The organism is Serratia sp. (in: enterobacteria) (genome assembly GCF_052400455.1).
Classification (GTDB): Bacteria; Pseudomonadota; Gammaproteobacteria; order Enterobacterales; family Enterobacteriaceae; genus Serratia; species Serratia ureilytica.
In genome coordinates, this window is sequence record NZ_CP185812.1 from 4,379,420 (window position 1) to 4,402,073 (window position 22,654).

Genomic DNA, 22,654 nt, shown 5'->3' on the forward strand with positions numbered 1-22,654 from the left:
CCGGTTTGCTTACGGTGTCACAGCGTTTTGAACAGCTCGCGGATCAGGCGCATGAAATCGTCCGCCGCCAGCGCCGCGCAGCTGAGCGTTTGTTCGTGAGAAAGAGGCGTATCCGACAGCCCTTCGGCGTAGTTGGTCATCGCGGACACCACCAGCACCTTGAGACCGCAGTGGCGCGCCGTCAGGACTTCCGGCACGATCGACATGCCCACGACGTCGCAGCCGAGGGTCTGCATCATGCGGATCTCCGCCGGCGTTTCGAAGTTCGGCCCGGTGTAAGCGGCGAACACCCCTTCCGCCAGCGGGATGCCCGCGCTTTCGGCCACCGCCGCCAGTTGGGCGCGCAGATCGCGATCGTAGGCGTTCGCCAGGCTGAAGAAGCGCGGCCCGAAGCGCTCGTCGTTGGCGCCGACCAGCGGCGATTCCGGCATGAAATTGATATGATCGGTAATGGCCACCAGGCTGCCCGGCGCCACCGAGCGGCGCAGCGAACCGGCGGCGTTGGTCGCCAACAGGAATTCGCAGCCCAGCAGTTTGAAGGTGCGCACTGCGGTGGTCATCACCTGCATGCCGCGCCCTTCATAGAAGTGGCCGCGCCCTTTCATGCACAAGACCGGCACGCCCTCCAGCTTGCCGGCGACCAGTTGCCCGGCGTGGCCGGCGACGCCGCTCACCGGGAAGCCCGGCAGCGCCGCGTAATCGAGGGTGACGGTTTCGGTCATCACCTCCGCCAGAGCGCCGAGACCGGAGCCGAGAATCAAGGCCGCTTTAGGCTGAAAACCGGGCAGACTTGCGCGGACAACATCGGCGCAAATAAAAGCATCTTCTTGATTAAACATCGTATTCTCTCTTTAAGCGGGGGACAATAAGCCCCATAGTAGAGAGCGAGGCGCGGCCGAGACCAATACATTCTTGGCGGCCGATTTATTCCATTTATCTATAAGTTGAGCTGCGTCACAGGAGGCGATACCCCGGATGAACCCGCCCCATGCCCTGCCCGATCCCGGTCGAATTAACTTCCGCCTGCTGCACTATTTCCGCGTGGTGGCGGAAGAGATGAATTTCACTCTGGCGGCGCGGCGGTTGAATATGTCACAGCCGCCGCTCAGCAAGCACATCAAAGAGCTGGAGAACCAGCTCGGCGTGGTGCTGTTCAAACGCACCACCCGCTCCATGACGCTGACGCCGGCCGGCCGCACGCTGCTGCGCAACGTCGAGCGGCTGCTGGATCAGGCCGACAGCGCGCTGCATCAGGTGCAACAAATGGGGCGCGGCGAAGGCGGCCACATGGTGGTCGGCATGGTCGGCACCTCGGCCTGGGGCGGCTTGATTGCGGCGCTGCGGCGGTTCAGCGAGCAGAGCGTCGGCGCTACCTGGTCGTTGAATGAGCTGACGCCCAGCCAGCAAATCGCCGCGCTGCAAAAGCGGCATATCGATATCGGGGTATGGAGAGAGGCGCAGCAGCAGACGCTGCCGGGATTGAGCTGCCAACGGCTGGCGCGCGAAAGCATCGCCGTGGTGCTGCCGCTCGATCATCCGCTGGCACAGAAGGAGAATATCCCGCTGGCGGCGCTGCAAAACGACAGCTTCATCGTGCTGCCGCCGCATGAGGCCAGCCTTGGGCTGTATCTGCACAATCTGTGTCTGCAGCAGGGATTTTTGCCGGACGTCGCTTATCAGGTCAATGAACCGCAAACCCTGCTGGCGCTGGTGGCGGAAGGCTGCGGCATTACGCTGCTGCCGGACAGCTACGGCCGCATCCCGTGGCCCGGCGTGCGGTTTTGCTCGCTGCAGCAGGCGCCCCCGGCGGATCTGTATGCGGTATACCGTACCGACAGCGTCACGCCGGTGGTGCAGGCTTTTTTGGCGATGCTGCGGGCGCCCTAAGCGGCCCGCAGAGCGGGTTACATCGTCGGCTGCACCATCAGCTGGCCGGCGGTGCCGCGATCGGCCATCTCCAGCGTCTGGCTGTAATACAGGAACGGGAAGTGTTCGGAGGTGGATTGGTTGAAATACACCAGCAGCTCGACGTCGCCATCGACCCAGACGGTATCCTTCCAGCCGCGATCTTCCGCCATCGGCTGCGCGCCGTTGACGCGTTTAATCAGGAACTGCACGCCCTGAATATGGAACGACTGCGGCGTATCCGCATGAATGTTCCAGCGTTCCCAGGTGCCTTGCTGCGCCTGTACGTCGATGCGGTTCATGTCCCAAATTGCGCCGTTGATGCCGACGCCGCCGTCGCCCAGGCGGAAATCGCGGGTGCGGCTGGCGCTGCCGTCCAACAGCTGATCCGCCAGCAGGCGCATCGGCAGGTTGTCGGTCACCAGCGGCAGCAGGCCGGTCGGGCGCAGCGTCAGCACCTGGGTGGACACCAGAATGCTCGACGGCTCGAACAGGCCGCGCAGGCGATCCATGATGCCCGCCGCTTCACCGGCGGTGATGGTCACCTCGTCGCCCTTCGACATGTCGATCAGCACTTCCCGGCGCTCGCCCGGCGCCAGCGACAGCTGCTGCACCGCAACCGGCGCAGGCAGGAAGCCCTGATCGCTGGCGATCACGTTGAACGGCCGCCCGTCGCTGAGCTGCAGGGTATAACGCCGCGCGTTGGAGGCGTTGAGCAAACGCAAACGCACCCAGCCGCGCGACACGTCGACATACGGGTTTTGCACGCCGTTGACCAACAGCGTATCGCCGACGAAGCCGCCCTGCGACGGCGCATCGTATTGCGGCGTGCCGAAGTTATCGAAGCGTTTGTCCTGAATGATCAGCGGGAAATCGTCGACGCCGTAGTGGTTGGGCAGCGGCAGCGCTTTGCTGACGGCATCCTCCACCAGCCACAGCCCGGCCAGCCCGTTGTACACGTGCGGCGCCATGCGGTTTGGCGTGTTGGCGTGGTACCAGCAGGTAGCCGCCGCCTGACGAATGGGCAGCACCGGCGACCAGTCAACGTTGGGCGACATCATACGCGGCGCGCCGCCCATCAGCGTGCCCGGCACCTGCAGACCGCTGATGGTCATCGCCACCGGCTCCTGCAGGCGGTTGCTGTAGATCAGTTTGACGTCGTCGCCGCTGTAAACCCGCACCGTCGGCCCCAGGTACATGCCGTTGATGCCCCACACCGCCGCTTTGCGGTTATCCATAAACGCCCAGTGGGCGCGCTGCAAGGTCAGGAACAGCGGCTGACCGCGGCGAGACTCCAGCAGCGGGGGAATGGGTAATGGGGTCTGCGTTCCGCTCGCCTCAGCCCTCAGCGGCACGGCGCCCGCGCACAGCGCCAGGCCCGATGCCTGTAAAAACTGACGTCGACTGAGTGACATATTTTCTCCATGAAAAGCAATAACTAAACCGTGTGCAAAACCCAAACGCCCGCCAATCAAGATTAGCAGGCGCTCAGGCGTTAACGGCGCTGAACGCCAATTAAAAAACTCTTCTTTGAAGCCGGTAGACTCTTATTTTTTGGCGGCGTTGCGCTGGGCGACTTCGGCGTCCAATTCGGCGATTTTCGCCTCCATCAGCTCGCGGCAATGGGCCGCCAGCTCGCGCACGTTTTCTTTGCCGTATTTGCTGGTATCCACCGGCGCCAACATCTCGACGATCACATGGCCGTTATTCCAGCGATTAAGATTTATATTACCGCTGGTGGTGGATACGCAGATAGGCACAATCGGCACGCCGGCGGCGATGGCCGCGTGGAACGCGCCGGTTTTAAACGGCATCAGCCCACGGCCGCGGCTGCGGGTCCCTTCCGGGAACATCCAGATCGAAATGTCTTTCTTCTTGAACTGCTCCGCCACCTGGGCGATGGTGCCGTGCGCCTTGGCGCGATTATCACGATCTATCAGCAGATTACCGGTCAGCCAATACAGCGGGCCGAAAAACGGGATCCACACCAGACTTTTTTTACCGACCGTCACGGTGCGCGGCTGCACGATATTAGAGGCCGTCACCATGTCGTAGTTATTTTGGTGGTTGGCGATATAGATGCAGTTGCCGTTGTTGGCCGCATCGGCCGGCACGCGGGTTTCAACCTTGATGCCGAACAGCGTCGACAGACGGCCGAAAAGATGGCCGAAGGTCGCCACATGGCGAGGATTACGCGGACTGAACAAGCAATAAACCGAACCGAAAATACACACCAGAATACAGAAAAGAGTGGCGAGAACGGCACGCAAAATCAATAACATAACAACCTCATTAGCACACTGCCAACGCAGTTTACTTCGCTGCGCAGATTCCTTTACTCATTATGTGCCGACCAGGCGGAAAGCACGCCTATGTCGCCTGCATTTCTCGCTATTTTCCCGCCAGGCGGCAGTACGCACAATAATTTTATGCGCAGAAATGTTAACTATTTGGAAAATAAACGCCAGCAAAAATAAATAAGGCGGCCACAGCATGCTGCGACCGCCCGTTAACGCTGGTGCCAACGCTTACTCTTCGCTGTCGCCACCCGACGCCCGCACCGGCGCATCCACTTCGACGCGATCGATGCGCTGCAGGCCGCGCGGCAGTTGGGTGCCCTTGCGGCCGCGTTCCGCACGGAACTTCTGCAGATCTTCCGGACGCAGCGTCAGCTTGCGTTTGCCGACGTGCAGCGTGACGGACGCCTGCGGCGGCAGCACGAACAGCCAGGCCAGCTTGTCTTCACCGGCGGCGGCCTGCGCCGCCGGAATGGAGACGATCTTGTTGCCCTTGCCCTTCGACAGCTGCGGCAGATCGGCGACCGGGAACATCAGCATGCGCCCGGCGGCGGTGATCGACAGCAGCATATCGTCTGCGCCGTGGATCTCCATCGGCGGCAGCGCTCTGGCGTTGTCCGGCAGCGTGATCATCACCTTGCCGGCGCGGTTGCGCGCCACCAGATCGTTAAAGGTGCAGACGAAACCGTAACCGGCGTCAGACGCCATCAGCAGCTTCTGATCGTCGGCCGCCATCAGCACCTGCTCGATGGTGGCGCCCGGCGGCGGCGTCAGCTTGCCGGTCAGCGGCTCGCCCTGCCCGCGCGCCGAAGGCAGCGTCATCGGATCGAGCGCATAGCTGCGCCCGGTAGAGTCGATAAACACCACCGGCTGATTGCTCTTGCCGCGCGCCGCGCCGCGGAAGCTGTCGCCGGCCTTGTAGCTCAACCCGGTCGGATCGATGTCATGGCCCTTGGCGCTGCGCACCCAGCCCATTTCCGACAGCACGATGGTCACCGGCTCGGACGGCACGAAGTCGTGCTCGCTCATCGCCTTGGCTTCCGCGCGCTCGGTCAGCGGCGAACGGCGATCGTCGCCGTAGGTCTGCGCATCGGCCTGGATCTCTTTCTTAATCAGCGTATTCAGCTTGCGTTCGGACGCCAGCAGCGCCTGCAGCTGATCGCGCTCTTTCGCCAGTTCGTCCTGCTCGCCGCGGATCTTGACCTCTTCCAGCTTGGCCAGGTGACGCAGTTTCAGCTCGAGGATCGCTTCCGCCTGGGTATCGGAGATGCCGAAACGCTGCATCAGCACCGGCTTCGGCTCATCCTCGCTGCGGATGATGTGGATCACCTCGTCGATGTTGAGGAACGCCACCAGCAAACCTTCGAGGATATGCAGGCGCTTGAGCACCTTCTCGAGGCGGTAGTTCAGGCGGCGACGCACCGTATCGCGACGGTAGGCCAGCCATTCGGTGAGGATCTCCACCAGCCCTTTCACCTGCGGGCGGTTGTCCAGACCGATCATGTTCATGTTGATGCGGTAGCTGCGCTCCAGATCGGTGGTGGCGAACAGGTGATTCATCACCTGCTCCAGATCGATGCGGTTGGAACGTGGCACGATCACCAGACGCGTCGGGTTCTCGTGATCGGATTCGTCGCGCAGGTCTTCGACCATCGGCAGCTTCTTGGCGCGCATCTGGCTGGCTATCTGCTCCAGCACCTTGGCGCCGGAAACCTGATGCGGCAAGGCGGTGATCACCGCGCTGCCATCCTCTTTCTTCCACACGGCGCGCATGCGCACCGAGCCGCGGCCGCTCTGGTAAATTTTGCGAATTTCATCGCGCGGGGTGATGATCTCGGCTTCGGTCGGGAAGTCCGGCCCCTGCACGAACTCGAGCAGGTCATCGAGCGAAGCGCCCGGCTTGTCGAGCAGCGCCACCGCGGCGGCGGCGACTTCGCGCACGTTGTGCGGCGGAATGTCGGTCGCCATGCCGACCGCGATGCCGGTGGTGCCGTTCAGCAGGATGTTCGGCAGGCGCGCCGGCAACATCTTCGGCTCTTGCAGCGTGCCGTCAAAGTTCGGGATCCAGTCGACCGTGCCCTGGCCCAGTTCGGCCAGCAAGACCTCGGCGTATTTGGACAGGCGCGATTCGGTATAACGCATCGCCGCGAACGACTTGGGATCGTCCGGCGCACCCCAGTTCCCCTGGCCGTCCACCAGCGGATAGCGATACGAGAACGGCTGCGCCATCAGCACCATGGCTTCATAACACGCGCTGTCGCCGTGCGGGTGATATTTACCCAGCACGTCGCCCACGGTGCGGGCGGACTTCTTGAATTTGGCGCTGTTGGTCAGCCCCAGTTCAGACATGGCGTAGATGATGCGGCGTTGTACCGGCTTCAAACCGTCGCCAATGTACGGCAACGCCCGATCCATGATGACGTACATGGAATAGTTCAGATAGGCGTTTTCAGTGAATGTGTGCAGCGGTAAACGCTCTACACCGTCATGAGTCAGATCACTCATTACTCAATTATCCTCAGACCGTGGCTTGGCAATCCCTTGGACGACAAAAGGCATCGCTTGTCGATTCTGCCCGCGATAGTAACCCATCTGCAGGGTGGCTGTCACAGTTGGCGCAAGGATCGCCGGCGGCGGCCGGTTGCGCGCTGCGGTTTATGCAAAATTTCGCTGTCTGGCGGCCCGTTTATTGACTGGCAGTCAACACTGTTGTGCGCTGGATCGCATTTTTACTTGCCTGCCTAACGATTACACTCGTCGCCAGCGAGCTGGTTTCCGCCTTTTCGGCGGGAAGCATGCCATATCTTAACTCTGACGGGAGCCGCGAAAGATGAGCAATATCCTGATTATCAACGCTAAAAAACAATTCGGCCATTCTAACGGCGAACTCAACCAAACCCTGAGCGACGTGGCGGAAAGCTTCCTGCGCGATCTGCAGCACGATGTGCAGGTCACCGTGGTCGACGACGGTTATGACATCGAAGCAGAGGTAAAGAAATACCTGTGGGCCGACGCGGTCATCTACCAGATGCCGGGCTGGTGGATGGGCGAACCCTGGATCCTGAAAAAATACATCGATGAAGTGTTCACCGCCGGTCACGGCAGCCTGTATGCCAACGACGGCCGCTCTCGTTCTGACGAAAGCAAAAAATATGGCTCCGGCGGCCTGATCCAGGGCAAAAAATACCTGCTGAGCCTGACCTGGAACGCCCCGCTGGAGGCCTTCACCGATCCCGATCAGTTCTTCCACGGCGTCGGCGTCGACGGCGTTTACCTGCACTTCCACAAGGCCAACCAGTTCCTGGGAATGGAAGCGCTGCCGACCTTTATCTGCAATGACGTGATAAAACAACCGGATATCGAAGCGGACATCGCACGTTATCGCGAGCATCTGGCGATAATTTTTGCTTAACTGACGCAGAACATACTCATCAACGAGGTAAGCATGATCACCGTAATCGCAGAAATCAAAGTGAAACCCGGCCACCGCGCCACCGTACTGCAAGCCATTGAAAAGCTGGTGCCGCTGGTGCTGGCGGAAGAGGGTTGCGGCGAATACACGCCGATGGTCGACAGCAATACCCAGGCGCCGTGGCAGAAGCGGTCGCCGGATTCGGTGTTCATGCTGGAGAAATGGGAAAGCATGGCGCATCTGGAAAAACATCTGGCCATCGAGCACATGCTCAAACACCGCGACACCCTCAAAGACAGCGTGCTGGACACCGAGATCTACATCCTGGAAAACGCCCTGTAAGCTCCGCCTTATAACGTCTGCGCGTCGATGTGCGCGCTGACGTAGTCAAGAAAACAGGTGATGCGCGCCGCCAATTGCGTATTGCGGTAATACACCGCATTAATCGGCTGGCGCACGTCCAGCGTCTCCTGCTCCAGCAACGTCACCAACTTGCCCGCTTCCCGATCGCGTCGGGTCATAAAGTCTGCCAGCTGTACGATCCCCTCGCCCCGCAGCGCCAATTGCCGCAGCGTTTCACCGCTGGACGCCGAGATCGTCGGCGTGATGGTGAAATGCGGCGCCTGGCGATAGCGCAACGGCCACTGGTTCAGCGATTCCGGCTGGGTAAAACCGAGCAGACAATGCCGGTGCAACGCCTCCACGCTCTGCGGCGTGCCGTGCTTCTGCAGATAAGCCGGGCTGGCGAGGATGCGCAACCGGCTGGCGCCCAGCGCGCGCGCATGAATGGTCGAATCGCGCAACGCGCCGATGCGAATGGCGATATCCGTGCGTTTTTCCAGCAGATCGATGATCAGATTGTCGGTGTTCAGCTCGAGCGAAATTTGCGGATAACGTTCCCTGAACCCCGCCACCAGCGGCACGATGACGTGCTCCATAAAAGGCGCAGCCGCATTGATCCGCAGTCGCCCGGCCGGCATCTGCCGGCGCACCGCCATTTGTTCTTCGGCATTTTCCACCGAGTTGATGATCGTACGCGCATGGCTCAGGAAGCTTTGCCCCTCTTCGGTCAGCTCCAGGCGACGCGTAGTGCGGCGCATCAGGGTGGTATCGAGCTTATTCTCCAGGCGGCTGAGCGCGCGGCTGATGCCGGAAGTCGTCTGGCCGAGCTGATCGGCGGCGGCGGTGATGGAACCGCTGTCGACCACCGAAGTGAACGCCAGCAATTCTTCGAGCGTGATCTTCATGCATTCCGGCCCAGGTTATCGGGCGCCGCATGAACGCCCTGCGGGAAAGCCGGCCCGGCGTTTCACCGGGCCAGGGTCAGGCTCAGACCGCCAATTCGGCCATGTCGCCCTTGTCTTGCAGCCAGTTGCGGCGATCTTCCGAACGCTTCTTGGCCAACAGCATGTCCATCACCGCCAGCGTCTGATCGACATCATCTTCCGCGACCGTCAATTGCACCAGACGGCGGGTGTTCGGATCGAGGGTGGTTTCGCGCAGCTGCAGCGGGTTCATCTCGCCCAGCCCTTTAAAGCGCTGGACGTTCGGCTTGCCTTTCTTCCGCTTCAGCTGTTCCAGCACGCCGGCTTTCTCTTCTTCATCCAGCGCGTAGAACACCTCTTTACCGAGATCGATGCGGTACAGCGGCGGCATGGCCACATAAACGTGCCCGCCTTTCACCAGCGAACGGAAGTGGCGCACGAACAGCGCGCACAGCAGCGTAGCGATGTGCAGACCGTCGGAGTCCGCATCCGCCAGGATGCAGATTTTGCCGTAGCGCAACTGGCTGAGATCTTCGCTGTCCGGATCGATGCCGATCGCCACGGAAATGTCATGCACTTCCTGCGAGGCCAGCACTTCGTCCGAGGAGACTTCCCAGGTATTCAGGATCTTGCCCTTCAGCGGCATGATCGCCTGATATTCGCGATCGCGCGCCTGCTTGGCCGATCCGCCCGCCGAGTCCCCTTCCACCAGGAACAGTTCGGTCATGGCCAGATCCTGCGAGGTGCAGTCCGCCAGCTTGCCCGGCAGCGCCGGCCCGCTGGTCAGCTTCTTGCGCACCACTTTCTTGGCGGCGCGCAGACGGCGTTGGGCGCTGGAAATCGCCAGCTCGGCCAGCTGTTCCGCCGCCTGAACGTTCTGGTTCAGCCACAGGCTGAAAGCATCTTTCACCACGCCGGAAACGAAGGCCGCGCACTGACGCGAAGAGAGACGCTCTTTGGTCTGCCCGGCGAACTGCGGATCCTGCATCTTCACCGACAGCACGTAAGCGCAGCGATCCCAGATATCCTCCGCCGACAGCTTCACGCCGCGCGGCAGGATGTTGCGGAATTCGCAGAACTCGCGCATCGCGTCCAGCAGCCCCTGACGCAGGCCGTTGACATGGGTGCCGCCCTGCATGGTCGGGATCAGGTTGACGTAGCTTTCGGTCAGCAGCTCGCCGCCTTCCGGCAGCCACAGCAGCGCCCAGTCCACCGCTTCGGTATCACCGGCGAAATTGCCGACGAACGGCGCTTCCGGCAGGGTGATCAGGCCGTTAACCGCTTCCATCAGGTAGTCGGTCAGGCCGTCCTGGTAGCACCAGCGCTGCTCAGTGTTGTTCACCTTGTCGATGAAATAGATCTCAACGCCGGGGCACAGCACCGCTTTGGCTTTCAGCAGGTGAGTGAGGCGCGACACCGAGAAACGCGGGCTGTCGAAGAACTGTTCGTCCGGCCAGAAGTGCACGCTGGTGCCGGTGTTGCGTTTGCCGCAGGTGCCGGTCACCGTCAGATCTTGCACTTTGTCGCCGTTTTCGAAGGCGATGCCGTAAACGTTGCCGTCGCGGCGCACGTTGACTTCCACCCGCTTCGACAGGGCGTTGACCACCGAGATCCCAACGCCGTGCAGGCCGCCGGAGAACTGGTAGTTTTTATTCGAGAATTTACCGCCGGCGTGCAGTCGGCACAGGATCAACTCAACCGCCGGCACGCCCTCTTCCGGGTGGATGTCCACCGGCATGCCGCGGCCGTCGTCGATCACTTCCAGCGACTGATCGGCGTGCAGGATCACGTCGATACGCTTGGCGTGTCCGGCCAACGCTTCGTCGACGCTGTTATCGATCACCTCTTGGCCGAGGTGGTTTGGGCGCGTCGTGTCGGTATACATGCCGGGACGACGGCGCACTGGTTCTAGACCGCTGAGTACTTCAATGGCATCAGCGTTATAGCTGGATTGAGTCATCGTTGATTATTTTTTCGTGGTTAAAGGGAGGTGCCGGAACGGTCCGTCAGACCGAGTTTAGCCCTAAAAAATCCACAATCTGGGGGAAGTAGTGCTCGAAACCGACGAAGGCGTGGTTTCCACCCGACTCCACCGTTTGCCGACACGCGGTGTAATACGCCACTGCCTGGCCGTAATCGAGAATTTCATCGCCCGTTTGCTGCAGCAGCCAGATTAAATCCGGCGACTCCAAAGGATCGATCTGCATCACTTTCAGATCGTAAACGTGACGAGACTCTAACACATATTGCTGGCCGGTGTAGGGGTTCTCGTTGGCGCCGAGATAGTCGACCAGCAGCTCAAACGGCTTGACCGCCGGGTTGACCACCACCGCCGGCAGCGAAAAACACTGCGACAGCCAGGTGGCGTAATAGCCGCCCAGCGAGGACCCCACCAATCCGAGCGTTTGTCCGGCGCGTTCCAGCACCAGATTTTCCAGCATTTCGGCGGCCTCCGCCGGAAAGGCCGGCAACTGCGGCACCAGCATCTCGATAGCGGGATGGTGTTCGGCCAGCCAGGCCTTGAAGGCCACCGCCTTGGCCGACTGCGGCGAGCTGTTGAAACCGTGCAGGTAGAGCAGTGTCGAAGGCATCAGTATCCATCCGAGTCCATATCGGGGCGGAAATCGTCGTTTTCCAGGCGGAACACCTGCGTCTCGACGCGGCCGTCCGGCAGCAGATCGAGGTAACGCCAGCCGGGGGAGACGTCGTCGATGGTAAAGTTAGTGCAGTGCGGCTTGAATTGCACGCAGGTGGACGGCGTCGCCAACAGACGCCGGCCCTGCCATTCCAGATCCAGATCCTGGTGAATATGACCGCACACCACGGTATTCACCTTCGGGTAGCGCAACAGGATCGCGCCTAGCATATGCGGGTTGCGCAGGCTGTGCTGATCGAGCCAGGTGCAGCCGGAAGGCAGCGGATGGTGGTGCAGCAGCAACAGCGTGTAACGCTCGGGGTGCGCCTGCAGGCAGCGCTCCATCCACTCGAGCTGGTATTCGCTCAGCTCGCCGTGCGGTACGCCGAACACCTGGCTGTCCAACATCAGCACCTGCCAGTTATCGCCCAGCAGCACCTGCTTGGAAGGGGCGATGCCGGCGGCGGCCAACGCGTCGACCATCGCCGGTTGGAAATCGTGGTTGCCCGGCAGCCACACGCACGGGGCCGGCAGTTGCGCGATGCCGGCGGCGAAGTGGCGGTACGCCTCCTGCGAATGATCCTGCGCCAAATCTCCCGTGGCGACGATCAAATCGACATCGCGGCGCTGCGCCTGAATGGCGTCCAGCACCGCGTGATAGCTGCGATAGGTATTGATGCCGAGCAACGTCTCGTGTTCGCCGGCAAAAAGGTGGGTATCTGTTATTTGTAGAATCCTGACCGCGGCCCCACTCGCCACGGGCAGTTTAAACAGGCTTTCCAAATGGTGTCCTTTGTTATTTCAGTCTGTCTAACAAACCGGAACCGCCATCGCTCCATGCGCCAAACAGTAGCGCAGCCAATCAGCAAGAAACTGGTTAATTTGATGCTTTTCGTCGCGTTGATGCAACTTTTTATTAGGATAATCATAACGCGCTTTAAAGCGGTAGATCTGCTGACTGGAACACACTTCCGCAACCATGGCGTCATGGTATAACCGCACCGTCATCGCGGGCAGGCTCCAGTAGCTGACCGCCGGAAAGATCTGCTCGATCTCCACCAGCGACGTGTAACGCGTGGACTCAACGATGGTCAAACGATAGCTAGCGCCGTTCACCTGATAAGTCACCGTTTCGCCCGCTTCGTCGTTGCGCGGCAGCAAGCGGCGCAATTGCGCGAAGTTGGTTTCGCACAATCTCATCATTTCGGGGAAATCAGGGGTATAGCGCTGTTTCATTAGTTGGCCCACTCTTTTCTCAACGATTCATGGTGCAACGCCAGCCATTGCAATGCAATCACTGATGCGGCGTTATCGATCGCGCCTTCTTCCACCCAGCGGTAAGCCTGCTCGCGGCTGACCACGTGGACGCGAATATCTTCATGCTCTTCCGCCAGGCCGTGGATGCCTTCGGCGGTGCCAGCGTCCACCTCGCCGACCATGATCGACAAGCGTTCGCTGGTGCCGCCGGGGCTGGCCAGATAGCTCAGCACCGGCTTGCAGCGCCCGACCACCACGCCGGCTTCTTCCTGCGCTTCGCGGCGGCACACGTCTTCGACGCTTTCGCCGGTTTCGATCATACCCGCCACCATTTCCAGCAGCCAGGGCGAATTACTGGTATCGACCGCGGCGATGCGCAGTTGTTCAATCAGCACCACTTCATCGCGCACCGGGTCGTAGGGCAGCAGCACCGCCGCATGGCCGCGTTCGAAAATTTCACGCGTGATTTCAGGACTCATTTCGCCATTGAACAAGCGATGGCGAAACCGGTATAAATTGAGTGAAAAAAAACCACGGTACAGCGTCTCGCGTGCAATAATTTCTACATCTTTTTTATCGAAGGTGACGGGTGACGGCTGCGAACGGTTCATGCGCGAATTCTCCTGCGTGAGTATGCCGATAAAATAAACGGTTTTTATGACAGAAACAGCGGGTCTCACCGCCGCCGCTTTATGTTAGGCTGTTTTTCGCCGCCGGACGCGGCGCGTTTGTGCGCTCGCGGGTAATAGCGGGAAACAATCCTGATTGTCAGCCATAATATCAGCTGCAGTCGGCCCGGGCAGTACGCCAAGGTAAATGGGCGGTCTGAAAGGTAAAAGTTACGTGAGATGGCACATTCAGCCACCTGATGCGTACCGCAGACTCTGCTAGAATCGGCAACTATTTCGTCTATCGTCAGCGCTAACATAGCAATATTGCTGCACAACAAGGAATGCAAATGAAGAAACTGCTCCCCCTTCTTATCGGACTGAGCCTGGGCGGCTTCAGTGCAATGAGCCAGGCAGAGAACCTGCTGCAGGTCTACAAACAGGCCAGGGAAAGTAACCCGGATCTGCGCAAAAGTGCTGCTGACCGCGACGCCGCATTCGAAAAGATCAATGAAGCGCGCAGCCCGCTGCTGCCGCAGCTCGGCCTGACCGCCGGTTATACCCATACCAATGGCTATCGTGACCAGCGCGATCAGAACAGCAACGCAACCAGCGGCTCGCTGGCGCTGACGCAAACTATCTTCGACATGTCGAAATGGCGCCAGCTGACGCTGCAGGAAAAGACCGCCGGCATCTCCGACGTCACCTTCCAGACCGCTGAGCAACAGCTTATTCTCAACACCGCCACCGCCTACTTCAACGTGCTGAAGGCGATCGACACGCTGTCGTATACCCAGGCGCAGAAAGACGCGGTGTACCGCACGCTGGATCAAACCACTCAGCGCTTCAACGTGGGCCTGGTGGCGATCACCGACGTGCAGAACGCCCGCTCGAACTATGACACCGTGCTGGCGGCGGAAGTCTCCGCCCGCAACGATCTGGACAACGCGCTGGAAACGCTGCGTCAGGTCACCGGCAGCTTCTACCCTGAGCTGGCCTCGCTGAACACCGATCGCTTCAGCACCCAGCGCCCGGAAGCGGTGAACAACCTGCTGAAAGAAGCGGAGGCGCGCAACCTGAGCCTGCTGTCCGCCCGCCTGAGCCAGGATCTGGCGCGCGAGCAAATCCGCGCCGCACAGACCGGCTATATGCCGACCATAGATCTCAGCGCGTCCACAGCGATTTCAAATACCAAGAACAATGGCTCGCGCAATACCACTCCTGACGCCGATATCGGTCAGAACAAAGTCGGTCTGAGCTTCAACCTGCCGCTGTACAGCGGCGGCGCGACTAACTCGCAGGTTAAACAAGCGCAGTACGGCTTTGTCGGCGCCAGCGAGCAGCTGGAAAGCGCTCACCGCAGCGTGGTGCAGACCGTGCGTTCATCGTTCAACAACGTTAACGCTTCGATCAGCAGCATCAACGCCTACAAACAGGCGGTGATCTCCGCACAGAGCTCCCTGGACGCGATGGAAGCCGGTTATCAGGTCGGTACCCGCACCATCGTCGATGTGCTGGACGCCACCACCACGCTGTATAACGCCAAACGTCAGCTGTCCGACGCGCGTTATACCTATTTGATCAACCAGCTGAACATCAAGTCGGCGCTCGGCACGCTGAACCAGAACGATCTGCTGCTGCTGAACGGCGCGTTGGGCAAGCCGGTATCAACCGCACCTGACGCCGTCGCACCACAAAACCGCGCGCAGGACGCCTATGCGGACGGTTATCAGGACAATGCGCCGATGCAACAGACTGCGGCGCCGGCACCGGCGGCCACTCGCGCATCCGCGCCGGCCGTTACCACCAGCCAACCGGCTCGCCACAGCGGCAATCCATTCCGCAACTGATGTCCGCACGCTGACAAACACGGGGTCCGGCCTGCGCCGCGCCCCGTTTTTTTGTCCCGATTTTCCCCGCTTCTGCCCGCCGCCTCACAGCCGCCGCTGCGCCAGGTGATATCATCGTCACTCTCGTTTTCGCAGTTGGATGAGGTTCGATGGACAACGATTCACGTTGGCAGCAACTGATTAACGACGGCGAACTGCCGCCGCCGCTGCGCCCGACGCCGGCGGTGTACGCCTCCTGGCTGCGTTGCCGCAGCCTGATGCAGCCCGATGTCTGGCAAGCGCCGCACCGTGCGCAGGGCGCCACCTTCGAATCGATTTGCCGCCGCAAGAACGATCTGCTGACGCTCGGCCAGGCGGCGCTGGAAGACGCCTGTGAATACATGGAGCCGCGGCGTTGCCTGCTGATGATCCTCGACGAGAGCGGCTGCATGCTGTGGCGCTGCGGCGACGCCCAAACCTGGGAACATCTGCAGCAACTGGGATTCGCCCCCGGCGCTTACTGGGCCGAAGGACAGATAGGCACCAATGCCCCGGCGCTGGCGGCGGCGGAAGGCCACCCGGTGCGGGTGAGCGGTGAAGAACACGTGCGCCGAGCGCTGCACGGCTGGTCGTTCTGCGCCACACCGGTCTACGACAACAGCGGCCGCCAGCGCGGCTCGATCGCGCTGGGCTGTCTGCTGGCCGACTGCGCCGCCGGCGATCTGTCGCTGACGCTGGCCATCGCCCGCGAAATCGGCAACTCGCTGAACGCCGACGGCCTGCTGGCGGAATCCAACCGCCATCTGAATCAGCTTTACGGCCTGCTGGACGGCGTGGACGACGGCGTCATGGCCTGGGATCACCGCGGCTACCTGCAATACATCAACCAGCGCGCCGCCGGCCTGCTGAAGCTGGACGAACAGCAGAGCCAGGGCAAACCGTTGGCGCAGCTGTTGACGCTGCCCGCGCTGCTCAAACGCGCCATCGCCGATCGCCAACCGCTGCAACACGTCGAAGTCACCTTCGAAAGCCAGCGGCAGTTTATCGCCGCCTTGCTGACGCTCAAGCCGATTTTCGACGGCGATCGCTGCAGTTTCATCGCCCTGCTGCACCCGCTCGAACGGCTGCGCCAGTATGTCAGCAGCCAGCTGGGGCGCGTCAGCCACAGCTTCGAACAGATGCCTTCCGCCTCGCTGGAAATGCGGCGACTGATCCGTTACGGGCAGCAGGCGGCCAAAGGCCAGCATCCGATCCTGTTGCGCGGAGAAGAAGGCGTTGGCAAAGAGCTGCTCAGCCAGGCTATCCACAACGCCGGCGAGCGCGCCGCCGGGCCGTATATCGCCCTCAACTGCCAACTGCTGCCGCAGGCGCAGGGGCTGCGTGAGCTGCTGGGCAGCGACGCCAGCGAAGAAGAGGCGGGCCAGCTCAGTAAATTCGAATTGGCTAACGGCGGCACGCTGTACCTGGAACAGATCGAATACCTGCCGGCGGAGATGCAGTCGGCGCTGCTGCAGGTGCTGAAAACCGGCGTGGTGATCCGCCTCAATTCCAGCCGGGTGATCCCGGTCGATGTGCGGGTGATCGCCGGCAGCGCCGCCGATCTGCCGCTGCTGGTGCAGCAAAACCGCTTCCGCCGCCAGCTGTTTTACAGCCTGCAGGCGTTCGAGATCCAAATCCCGCCGCTGCGTCAGCGGCTGAGCGATATTCCGCTGCTGGTCAAACATCATCTGCGCACGCTGGAGCAACATTTTCAGTGTCGCTTCCAGGTGGATGACGAGGTGATGGCTCAGCTGGCGCTCTATCTGTGGCCGGGCAACGATTTGGAACTGAAAGGGGTGGTGGAGCGCGCGGCGATGATTTGCCACGGCCACCACATCCAGCTGGCGGACCTGCCGGCGCACCTGCTTGGCCAACCGTCGCTGCTGGAAAGCGATCCGCAGCCCGGCGCGCCGCTGTTGACGCTGACGGACATGGAGCGCCAGGCGATCCTGCGGGCGGCGACCGTCAGCCGCGGCCAACTGACGGAAATGGCGCAGTTGCTGGGCATCGGCCGCACCACGCTGTGGCGGAAGATCAAACAGCACGGGATCGACATCCGCCAGTTCAAGCTGCGCGCCTAGTGACTGAGCTGCAACACCCCGCGCGCGGCGTCCAGCATCGCCTTCTGGCCGCTGCGGGTTTTGCTCAGGCAATCCTGCATGCCGACCACCATCGGAATGCCCATCGCCTTCGCCAGAATGGCGCTGTGCGAGAGGGCATTGCCGCCGCTCAGGCAGATGCCGAGCACCAGACGGCGATCCAGCATCACTACCTCTGAGGGCATCAGCTCATCCATCACCAGTATTGACGGCTCTGCGAGCGCAATGGTCGGCAGCGGCTGCCCCTGCAGGTGGCACAGCGTGCGGCGCAGCATGTCGCGCACGTCCAGTTCGCGCGCCCGCATGTAGTCGTCATCCAACTCGCGGTACTCTTCGGCGATCGCCTCCAGCACCTGCCGCCAGGCCTGCTCGGCGCTGCACAACTGCTGCGCAATGCGGGTGTAAGCCGCCTGCTGCAGATCCGGATCGTCCAGCAGCATGCTGTGGGCGCCGAAGATAGCCGCCTGCGGCTTGCCGATCAGCGTGCCGGTGCGCTCCGCCAGCCGGTTGAGATCGCTCAACGTGTGCTGCAGCGCCTCCCGCAGGCGTTGCTGTTCGCCCAACACCTCGTCCGCGCCGATCCGGCGCTCGGCGGCTGACGGCCAGACACTGCGGGCCTGGAACACCGGCCCGCTGGTGACGCTTTCCGCCACCGGAATGCCGTGCAGCGAGGGCTGCTGCCGCTCGGAGACCGTCTCGCCAAAATGCTGCTCCGCCAGCGTTTTGAACGCCGCCAGCGCCTCGTCCGCCTGCGCGCCGTCGGCGATCAAACGGATGGTGTCGCCGTGGCGCACCTGCAGCAGCGCCAGCTGATTGAGGCTGCGCGGATCGACGCACTGCCCCTGTTTTTCCAGCACCAGCTCGGCCTTGAACGGCGCCAGCGCTTCGACCAGCCGCGCCGCCGGGCGCGCGTGCAGTCCGTGCGGGTTCTGCACCGTCCAGGTTGCGCTTTTGCCCTGCGCCAGCGGCAAGGCCGCGCGCTTCGCCGTAGGTGAAGCCTCGCTCAGCTGCGCCTGCTTGGCCTGCAGCGCCCCCTGCGCCTCCGCCACCACCTGCTCCAGCGAAGCGCCGGAGTTGGCGGCCACCACCGCCGCCAGCGTGCCTTCGATCAGCGGCGCGGCGCACAGCCGCACCTTGGCGGCCAACTCCGGATCCAGCAGATCGAGCGCGGTTTCGGCACTGAGCAGCGCGCTGCCCAGATCCATCAGCACCAGAATGCCATCGCCGTCGGCGACCGCTTCGATCGCCTCCATGACGTTGACCGCGTCGGTACCGATCGGGTGCTCCTCGTCATCCACGCCCGCCGCCAGCGCCAGCTTGCAGCCGTCGCCGCGCATCATCTGCCGCGCCAGTTGCTCAACGCCGCGCGCCAGCAACGCGCTGTGCGACACCACCACGATATTAATCATCTCGCCTCCTGCTAACTGCCGGCGACCTCGGCCAGCGTTTTCATCATCAGCATCACCGAAGTGGCGCCGGGATCCTGGTGGCCGATGCTGCGCTCGCCCAGGTAACTGGCCCGCCCCTTGCGCGCCTGCATGGTGATGGTGCTCTCCACCGCCCGCTCGGCGCTGTCGGCGGCGCGCTGCAGCGCCTCCGCCACGCTCAGGTTCTGCTGCGCGGACTGGCCGAGGCTTTCCACCACCGGCCACCAGGCATCGCACATGGTCTTGTCGCCCGGCTCCGCCTTGCCGCGCATCACCACGCCTTCCACCCCTTCCTGCATCATTTGATGCAGCTCCGCCAGATCCAGGCTTTGCTTGGCGTTCGCCGCCTGCGCCGCGCGGATGAAGAAGGTGCCGAACAGCGGACCGCTGGCGCCGCCTACGCTCGACAGCAGCGTCATGCCGGTGTTTTTCAGGATAAAGCCGATATCCTTGTCCGCCACCGACGGCAGCTTTTCCACCACCTTATTGAAACCGCGATTCATGTTCAGGCCGTGGTCGGCATCGCCGATCTCGGTGTCCAGTTGGGTAAGAAAATCGCGCTCTCGGCTGAACACTTCGCCGCAACGCATCAGCCAATCGACGACCTGTGGTTTGGTCAACGCCATAATTCCTCCTCAGCAACCCCAACGCAGCGCAGGCGTTTTCACCGGCGCATCCCACAAGGACAACAGTTCGTCGTCCACGTTCAACAACGTGATGGACACGCCCTGCATATCGAGCGAAGTGCAATACGCGCCCACCAGGTTGCGTTCGATGATGATGCCCGCCTCGGCGCAGCGCTCCGCCAGCCGATGGTACACGCCGTACAGCTCGGACAGCGGCGTGGCGCCCAGGTTGTTGACCAACGCGATCACCCGATCGCCGCGCGTCAGCGGCTGCTTGGTCTGCATCTCGTCGCGCCACTCACCCTGTTGGCGATCCCAGACGCGGATCGTGCGCTGATAGTGGCCGTGGTCGATCAGCGTATGGAACATGTCATCCACCGCCGCGTTGAGCGTGGTGAACGGACGGCGCGCAATGCCCGGCTCGCCGTGAATGCCGACGCCGAACTCCATCTCGTTCTCCGCCAGGGTGAACGAGGGTTTGCCGGCGGCGGGGACGGTACAGGCGCCCAGCGCGATACCGATCGAATGCCCGTGGTTGTTGATGCGATGCCCCAGCGTCACCACGCTGTCCAGATCGTCACCGCGCGCCGCGGCGGCGCCCAGCAATTTCTCCATCAGCACGGTGTTGGCCACCCCGCGCCGCCCGGCGGTGAACAGGCTGTCCTTGACCGCCACGTCGTCATCCACCAGCACCGTCGCCACCGCGACGCCGCTGTCGTGCAGCAGCTCGGTGGCGGTTTCGAAGTTGAGCACGTCGCCGGTGTAGTTCTTGATCAGTAGCAGCACCCCGGCGCCGCCGTCGATCGCCTGACCGCACTCGTACATTTTATCCGGCGTCGGCGAGGTGAAAATCTCGCCCGGACAGGCGCCGTCGAGCATCCCTTCACCGACGAAACCGCAGTGCATCGGCTCGTGGCCGCTGCCGCCGCCGGACAGAATTGCCACTTTGCCCGCTACCGGCGCGTCGGCGCGGGTGACGAACGCCGGATCAGCATGCACCAGCAACTCGGGATGAGCCTCCGCCAGCCCCTGCAACTGCTCTTCCAACACCGACTCGACCTGATTAATCAGTTTTTTCACGATGGTTTCCTCTGTAAGCCAGGGGCGCGGCGCACCGCGCCCCAACGGTATCAATGACGCAGCAGCCAGGCGGCGCCGAGCCGATCCGCCGTCAGGATCGCCGCCTGCACGCCGGCAGGGGTGACCTTGAACGGCATATTGTGAATGGTTTCGCCGGCGGCGCAGCTGGCCTCGGCCACCGCCATCGTCTTCGTCGCCGCGTCGCCGGTAACGCCCATCTGCGCCAGCGTGATCGGCAAGCCGATGCCATGACAAAACGCCAGCACGGTTTCAATCTGCGCCATCGGGCTGTTCTGCAGCACCAGCTGCGCCAAGGTGCCGAACGCCACTTTTTCGCCGTGATAGAGGTGGTGACACTCCTCCAGCACGGTGAAACCGTTGTGAATGGCGTGCGCCGCCGCCAGCCCGCTGCTCTCGAAGCCGATGCCGCTCAGATACGTATTGGCCTCAATGATGCGTTCCACCGCCTCCGTCACCACGCCGGCTTCGACCGCCAGCTTGGCCTTAACCCCTTCGGCCAGCAGCGTGTCGTAGCACAGCCGCGCCAGACTGAGCGCCGCCAGCGTCGATTTGCCGCCGGCCATGCTGGTGGCCTGAGCGTCGAAGCAGGCCTGGGCTTCGAAATAGGTGGAGAGCGCGTCGCCCATGCCGGCTACCAGCAGGCGCACCGGCGCTTTGGCGATGATGGCGCTGTCCATCACTACCATGTCCGGGTTGCGCGGGTAGATCAGGTATTCGGCGAATTCGCCCTGTTCGGTGTAGATAACCGACAGCGCGCTGGTCGGCGCATCGGTGGAGGCGATGGTGGGAATGAGCACCACCGGCAGCCGTTGGTAGTGGGCGACGGCCTTGGCGGTGTCGAGCGTCTTGCCGCCGCCGACGCCGATCACCCCGCGGCAGCCGTGGTTCTGCAGCTCGCGGCCAAGCCGGTCTATCTCTTTACGGCAGCACTCGCCGTTGAAGCGGGCCGCATGATGTTTCACGCCGTGCTGCTGCAGGCTGCCCATCAGGGTGTCTCCCGCCAACTGCATCACGAAGTCGTCGGCGATCACGAAATAATGGTCGGCGAGGGATTTGGCGTATTCGCCGACGGCGGCCAGCGCATTGGCGCCCTGAATGTATTTGCCTGGTGACTGGATGATTCTCAACATAACCGGATCCTTGTAGGGAGTTGGCGATGGTAACGTTCAGATATCAGGTGATGACGCGCCGACTTCGCCGCCGGCTTGTTGTTGTGCTTCGACTATGAGCGCCTGCCGCCCGCCTGGCGAGCCACGCGATTTTTGTTCCATTATGGAACATCATCATAGCGATAACGTTTCATGATGAAACGCCAATGCGTGTTTTTTCGCCGCGAAAGCGAACTGGCGCACACCCCAACGTATAACTGCGTAAAGAGTGGATTCTGCGGGCGTTTCAGCTTTAATTTTGACCATGTTTCCCCTATCCTTAGCGCCACTACTGGGAAAGGGCGAAAACAGCCCGCATGATGGGATTGATAACGATGAAACGGACAAAAAACATCAACCAAGAGACGTTCCGCAAATCCTGGCGCAGCTACCGTGTCGCGCCCGTGGCCTTGGCGATCAGCGCCGTCTTTATGCTGGCCGGCTGCGAGAAGAGCGATGAAACGGTCTCCCTGTATCAGAATGCCGATGACTGTTCGCGCGCCAACCCTTCGATGAGCGAGCAGTGCACCACCGCCTACAACAACGCCCTGAAAGAAGCGGCGAAAACCGCGCCGAAATACGCCACCCGCGAAGACTGCGTCGCCGAGTTCGGCGAAGCGCAGTGCACCCAGGCGCCGGCTCCGGCGCAGGCTGGCATGGCGGCGGAATCGCAAAACAGCGGCAGCTTCTGGATGCCGCTGATGGCGGGCTACATGATGGGCCGCCTGATGGGCGGTTCCGGCTTCGCGCAGCAGCCGCTGTTCACCTCCAAGAACGCCGCCAGCCCGGCGAACGGCAAGTTTGTCGACGCCAGCGGCAAGAGCTACGGCCCGGCCACCGCCGGCGGCCGCACCATGACGGTGCCGAAAACCGCCATGGCGCCGAAGCCTGCGGTCACCAACACCGTGACCCGCGGCGGTTTCGGCGAGACCGTGGCCAAGCAGACCAGCATGCAGCGCAGCAGCGCCACCTCCAACTCCGGCTCTCGCAGCATGGGCGGTTGATG

General features: G+C 62.0%; 20 protein-coding genes. 6 read left to right on the forward strand and 14 right to left on the reverse strand.

Going from position 1 to position 22,654, the window contains the following annotated elements; translation table 11 throughout:
- Positions 1 to 17 precede the first annotated feature (17 nt).
- A complete protein-coding gene (gene xapA / locus ACORQT_RS21085) occupies positions 18 to 839 on the reverse strand; it encodes a xanthosine phosphorylase (RefSeq protein WP_164057065.1) in 822 nt (273 codons plus the stop codon).
- A gap of 136 nt (positions 840 to 975) precedes the next feature.
- On the opposite strand from xapA, the gene ACORQT_RS21090 reads away from it, so the two are divergent.
- Entirely contained in the window at positions 976 to 1,887 is a 912-nt protein-coding gene (locus ACORQT_RS21090) for a LysR family transcriptional regulator (RefSeq protein ID WP_164057064.1), read from the forward strand.
- A 17-nt stretch (positions 1,888 to 1,904) separates the two neighbouring features.
- Here the strand turns inward: ACORQT_RS21090 and ftsP are convergent, their stop codons facing one another.
- The 3 genes from ftsP to parC form a co-directional block, all read right to left on the reverse strand.
- On the reverse strand, positions 1,905 to 3,320 hold the full coding sequence (gene ftsP, locus ACORQT_RS21095) for a cell division protein FtsP (RefSeq protein WP_033644615.1): 1,416 nt from the start codon (positions 3,318 to 3,320) through the stop codon (positions 1,905 to 1,907).
- A gap of 132 nt (positions 3,321 to 3,452) precedes the next feature.
- The gene (locus ACORQT_RS21100; RefSeq protein ID WP_004937266.1) at positions 3,453 to 4,187 is read right to left on the reverse strand and encodes a 1-acylglycerol-3-phosphate O-acyltransferase; all 735 of its coding nucleotides are present in this window, start codon (positions 4,185 to 4,187) and stop codon (positions 3,453 to 3,455) included.
- A 246-nt stretch (positions 4,188 to 4,433) separates the two neighbouring features.
- Entirely contained in the window at positions 4,434 to 6,707 is a 2,274-nt protein-coding gene (parC, locus tag ACORQT_RS21105; protein ID WP_004937261.1) for a DNA topoisomerase IV subunit A, read from the reverse strand.
- A gap of 325 nt (positions 6,708 to 7,032) precedes the next feature.
- Between parC and ACORQT_RS21110 the strand changes: the two genes are divergently transcribed.
- Both ACORQT_RS21110 and ACORQT_RS21115 read left to right on the forward strand, forming a co-directional pair.
- Positions 7,033 to 7,614, forward strand: a complete 582-nt coding sequence (locus tag ACORQT_RS21110; protein ID WP_164057063.1) for an NAD(P)H-dependent oxidoreductase — start codon at positions 7,033 to 7,035, stop codon at positions 7,612 to 7,614.
- Between the two features lie 33 nt (positions 7,615 to 7,647).
- Complete coding sequence (locus tag ACORQT_RS21115; protein WP_033644613.1) at positions 7,648 to 7,956, forward strand: putative quinol monooxygenase; 309 nt, start codon at positions 7,648 to 7,650, stop codon at positions 7,954 to 7,956.
- A gap of 8 nt (positions 7,957 to 7,964) precedes the next feature.
- Here ACORQT_RS21115 and ACORQT_RS21120 read toward each other — a convergent pair whose 3' ends face one another.
- The 6 genes from ACORQT_RS21120 to nudF form a co-directional block, all read right to left on the reverse strand.
- Complete coding sequence (locus tag ACORQT_RS21120; RefSeq protein ID WP_047026465.1) at positions 7,965 to 8,861, reverse strand: LysR substrate-binding domain-containing protein; 897 nt, start codon at positions 8,859 to 8,861, stop codon at positions 7,965 to 7,967.
- 82 nt (positions 8,862 to 8,943) lie between these two features.
- Positions 8,944 to 10,839 (reverse strand): DNA topoisomerase IV subunit B, encoded by a 1,896-nt coding sequence (gene parE / locus ACORQT_RS21125; RefSeq protein ID WP_025304305.1) that lies wholly within the window; start codon positions 10,837 to 10,839, stop codon positions 8,944 to 8,946.
- Positions 10,840 to 10,885: 46 nt separating this feature from the next.
- On the reverse strand, positions 10,886 to 11,470 hold the full coding sequence (yqiA, locus tag ACORQT_RS21130; protein ID WP_164057062.1) for an esterase YqiA: 585 nt from the start codon (positions 11,468 to 11,470) through the stop codon (positions 10,886 to 10,888).
- Positions 11,470 to 12,297: a 3',5'-cyclic-AMP phosphodiesterase gene (gene cpdA / locus ACORQT_RS21135; protein WP_004937250.1), complete on the reverse strand. Its 828-nt coding sequence runs from the start codon at positions 12,295 to 12,297 to the stop codon at positions 11,470 to 11,472. The genes yqiA and cpdA overlap by 1 nt, the downstream gene beginning before the upstream one ends.
- A gap of 27 nt (positions 12,298 to 12,324) precedes the next feature.
- The gene (locus ACORQT_RS21140) at positions 12,325 to 12,750 is read right to left on the reverse strand and encodes a DUF1249 family protein (protein WP_033651295.1); all 426 of its coding nucleotides are present in this window, start codon (positions 12,748 to 12,750) and stop codon (positions 12,325 to 12,327) included.
- The gene (gene nudF / locus ACORQT_RS21145; RefSeq protein WP_004937242.1) at positions 12,750 to 13,382 is read right to left on the reverse strand and encodes an ADP-ribose diphosphatase; all 633 of its coding nucleotides are present in this window, start codon (positions 13,380 to 13,382) and stop codon (positions 12,750 to 12,752) included. Before nudF ends, ACORQT_RS21140 begins: the two co-directional genes overlap by 1 nt.
- 347 nt (positions 13,383 to 13,729) lie before the next feature.
- Between nudF and hasF the strand changes: the two genes are divergently transcribed.
- Together hasF and dhaR are read left to right on the forward strand one after the other, a co-directional pair.
- Positions 13,730 to 15,229, forward strand: a complete 1,500-nt coding sequence (hasF, locus tag ACORQT_RS21150; protein ID WP_042785394.1) for a multidrug efflux transporter outer membrane subunit HasF — start codon at positions 13,730 to 13,732, stop codon at positions 15,227 to 15,229.
- 149 nt (positions 15,230 to 15,378) lie between these two features.
- On the forward strand, positions 15,379 to 17,328 hold the full coding sequence (gene dhaR, locus ACORQT_RS21155) for a dihydroxyacetone kinase operon transcriptional regulator DhaR (RefSeq protein ID WP_164057061.1): 1,950 nt from the start codon (positions 15,379 to 15,381) through the stop codon (positions 17,326 to 17,328).
- On the opposite strand, the gene dhaM is transcribed toward dhaR, so the two are convergent.
- Genes dhaM through ACORQT_RS21175 form a run of 4 tightly spaced genes read right to left on the reverse strand, consistent with a single transcriptional unit; the run spans position 17,325 to position 21,630 of the window.
- Positions 17,325 to 18,755, reverse strand: coding sequence for a dihydroxyacetone kinase phosphoryl donor subunit DhaM (gene dhaM, locus ACORQT_RS21160; RefSeq protein WP_096242603.1), 1,431 nt, complete (start codon positions 18,753 to 18,755; stop codon positions 17,325 to 17,327). The genes dhaR and dhaM overlap by 4 nt on opposite strands.
- 11 nt (positions 18,756 to 18,766) lie before the next feature.
- Positions 18,767 to 19,399, reverse strand: coding sequence for a dihydroxyacetone kinase subunit DhaL (gene dhaL / locus ACORQT_RS21165; RefSeq protein WP_033644604.1), 633 nt, complete (start codon positions 19,397 to 19,399; stop codon positions 18,767 to 18,769).
- Positions 19,400 to 19,408: 9 nt separating this feature from the next.
- Positions 19,409 to 20,479, reverse strand: a complete 1,071-nt coding sequence (dhaK, locus tag ACORQT_RS21170) for a dihydroxyacetone kinase subunit DhaK (RefSeq protein ID WP_033644603.1) — start codon at positions 20,477 to 20,479, stop codon at positions 19,409 to 19,411.
- Between the two features lie 50 nt (positions 20,480 to 20,529).
- Entirely contained in the window at positions 20,530 to 21,630 is a 1,101-nt protein-coding gene (locus tag ACORQT_RS21175) for a glycerol dehydrogenase (protein ID WP_089192267.1), read from the reverse strand.
- A gap of 353 nt (positions 21,631 to 21,983) precedes the next feature.
- Here ACORQT_RS21175 and ACORQT_RS21180 point away from each other — a divergent pair, with 353 nt between their 5' ends.
- Positions 21,984 to 22,652, forward strand: a complete 669-nt coding sequence (locus ACORQT_RS21180) for a DUF1190 family protein (protein ID WP_042785399.1) — start codon at positions 21,984 to 21,986, stop codon at positions 22,650 to 22,652.
- Positions 22,653 to 22,654: the final 2 nt, after the last annotated feature.

Excerpts from the sequence above, each read along its gene's own strand:
- nudF (WP_004937242.1), bottom strand. The coding sequence starts at position 13,382 with ATGAACCGTTCGCAGCCGTCACCCGTCACCTTCGATAAAAAAGATGTA.
- ACORQT_RS21140 (WP_033651295.1), bottom strand. The coding sequence starts at position 12,750 with ATGAAACAGCGCTATACCCCTGATTTCCCCGAAATGATGAGATTGTGC.
- parC (WP_004937261.1), bottom strand. The coding sequence starts at position 6,707 with ATGAGTGATCTGACTCATGACGGTGTAGAGCGTTTACCGCTGCACACA.
- ACORQT_RS21180 (WP_042785399.1), top strand. The coding sequence starts at position 21,984 with ATGAAACGGACAAAAAACATCAACCAAGAGACGTTCCGCAAATCCTGG.
- dhaL (WP_033644604.1), bottom strand. The coding sequence starts at position 19,399 with ATGGCGTTGACCAAACCACAGGTCGTCGATTGGCTGATGCGTTGCGGC.
- ACORQT_RS21110 (WP_164057063.1), top strand. The coding sequence starts at position 7,033 with ATGAGCAATATCCTGATTATCAACGCTAAAAAACAATTCGGCCATTCT.
- ACORQT_RS21090 (WP_164057064.1), top strand. The coding sequence starts at position 976 with ATGAACCCGCCCCATGCCCTGCCCGATCCCGGTCGAATTAACTTCCGC.
- yqiA (WP_164057062.1), bottom strand. The coding sequence starts at position 11,470 with ATGCCTTCGACACTGCTCTACCTGCACGGTTTCAACAGCTCGCCGCAG.
- parE (WP_025304305.1), bottom strand. The coding sequence starts at position 10,839 with ATGACTCAATCCAGCTATAACGCTGATGCCATTGAAGTACTCAGCGGT.
- ACORQT_RS21120 (WP_047026465.1), bottom strand. The coding sequence starts at position 8,861 with ATGAAGATCACGCTCGAAGAATTGCTGGCGTTCACTTCGGTGGTCGAC.
- ftsP (WP_033644615.1), bottom strand. The coding sequence starts at position 3,320 with ATGTCACTCAGTCGACGTCAGTTTTTACAGGCATCGGGCCTGGCGCTG.
- dhaR (WP_164057061.1), top strand. The coding sequence starts at position 15,379 with ATGGACAACGATTCACGTTGGCAGCAACTGATTAACGACGGCGAACTG.
- ACORQT_RS21175 (WP_089192267.1), bottom strand. The coding sequence starts at position 21,630 with ATGTTGAGAATCATCCAGTCACCAGGCAAATACATTCAGGGCGCCAAT.
- hasF (WP_042785394.1), top strand. The coding sequence starts at position 13,730 with ATGAAGAAACTGCTCCCCCTTCTTATCGGACTGAGCCTGGGCGGCTTC.
- ACORQT_RS21115 (WP_033644613.1), top strand. The coding sequence starts at position 7,648 with ATGATCACCGTAATCGCAGAAATCAAAGTGAAACCCGGCCACCGCGCC.
- ACORQT_RS21100 (WP_004937266.1), bottom strand. The coding sequence starts at position 4,187 with ATGTTATTGATTTTGCGTGCCGTTCTCGCCACTCTTTTCTGTATTCTG.
- xapA (WP_164057065.1), bottom strand. The coding sequence starts at position 839 with ATGTTTAATCAAGAAGATGCTTTTATTTGCGCCGATGTTGTCCGCGCA.
- dhaM (WP_096242603.1), bottom strand. The coding sequence starts at position 18,755 with ATGATTAATATCGTGGTGGTGTCGCACAGCGCGTTGCTGGCGCGCGGC.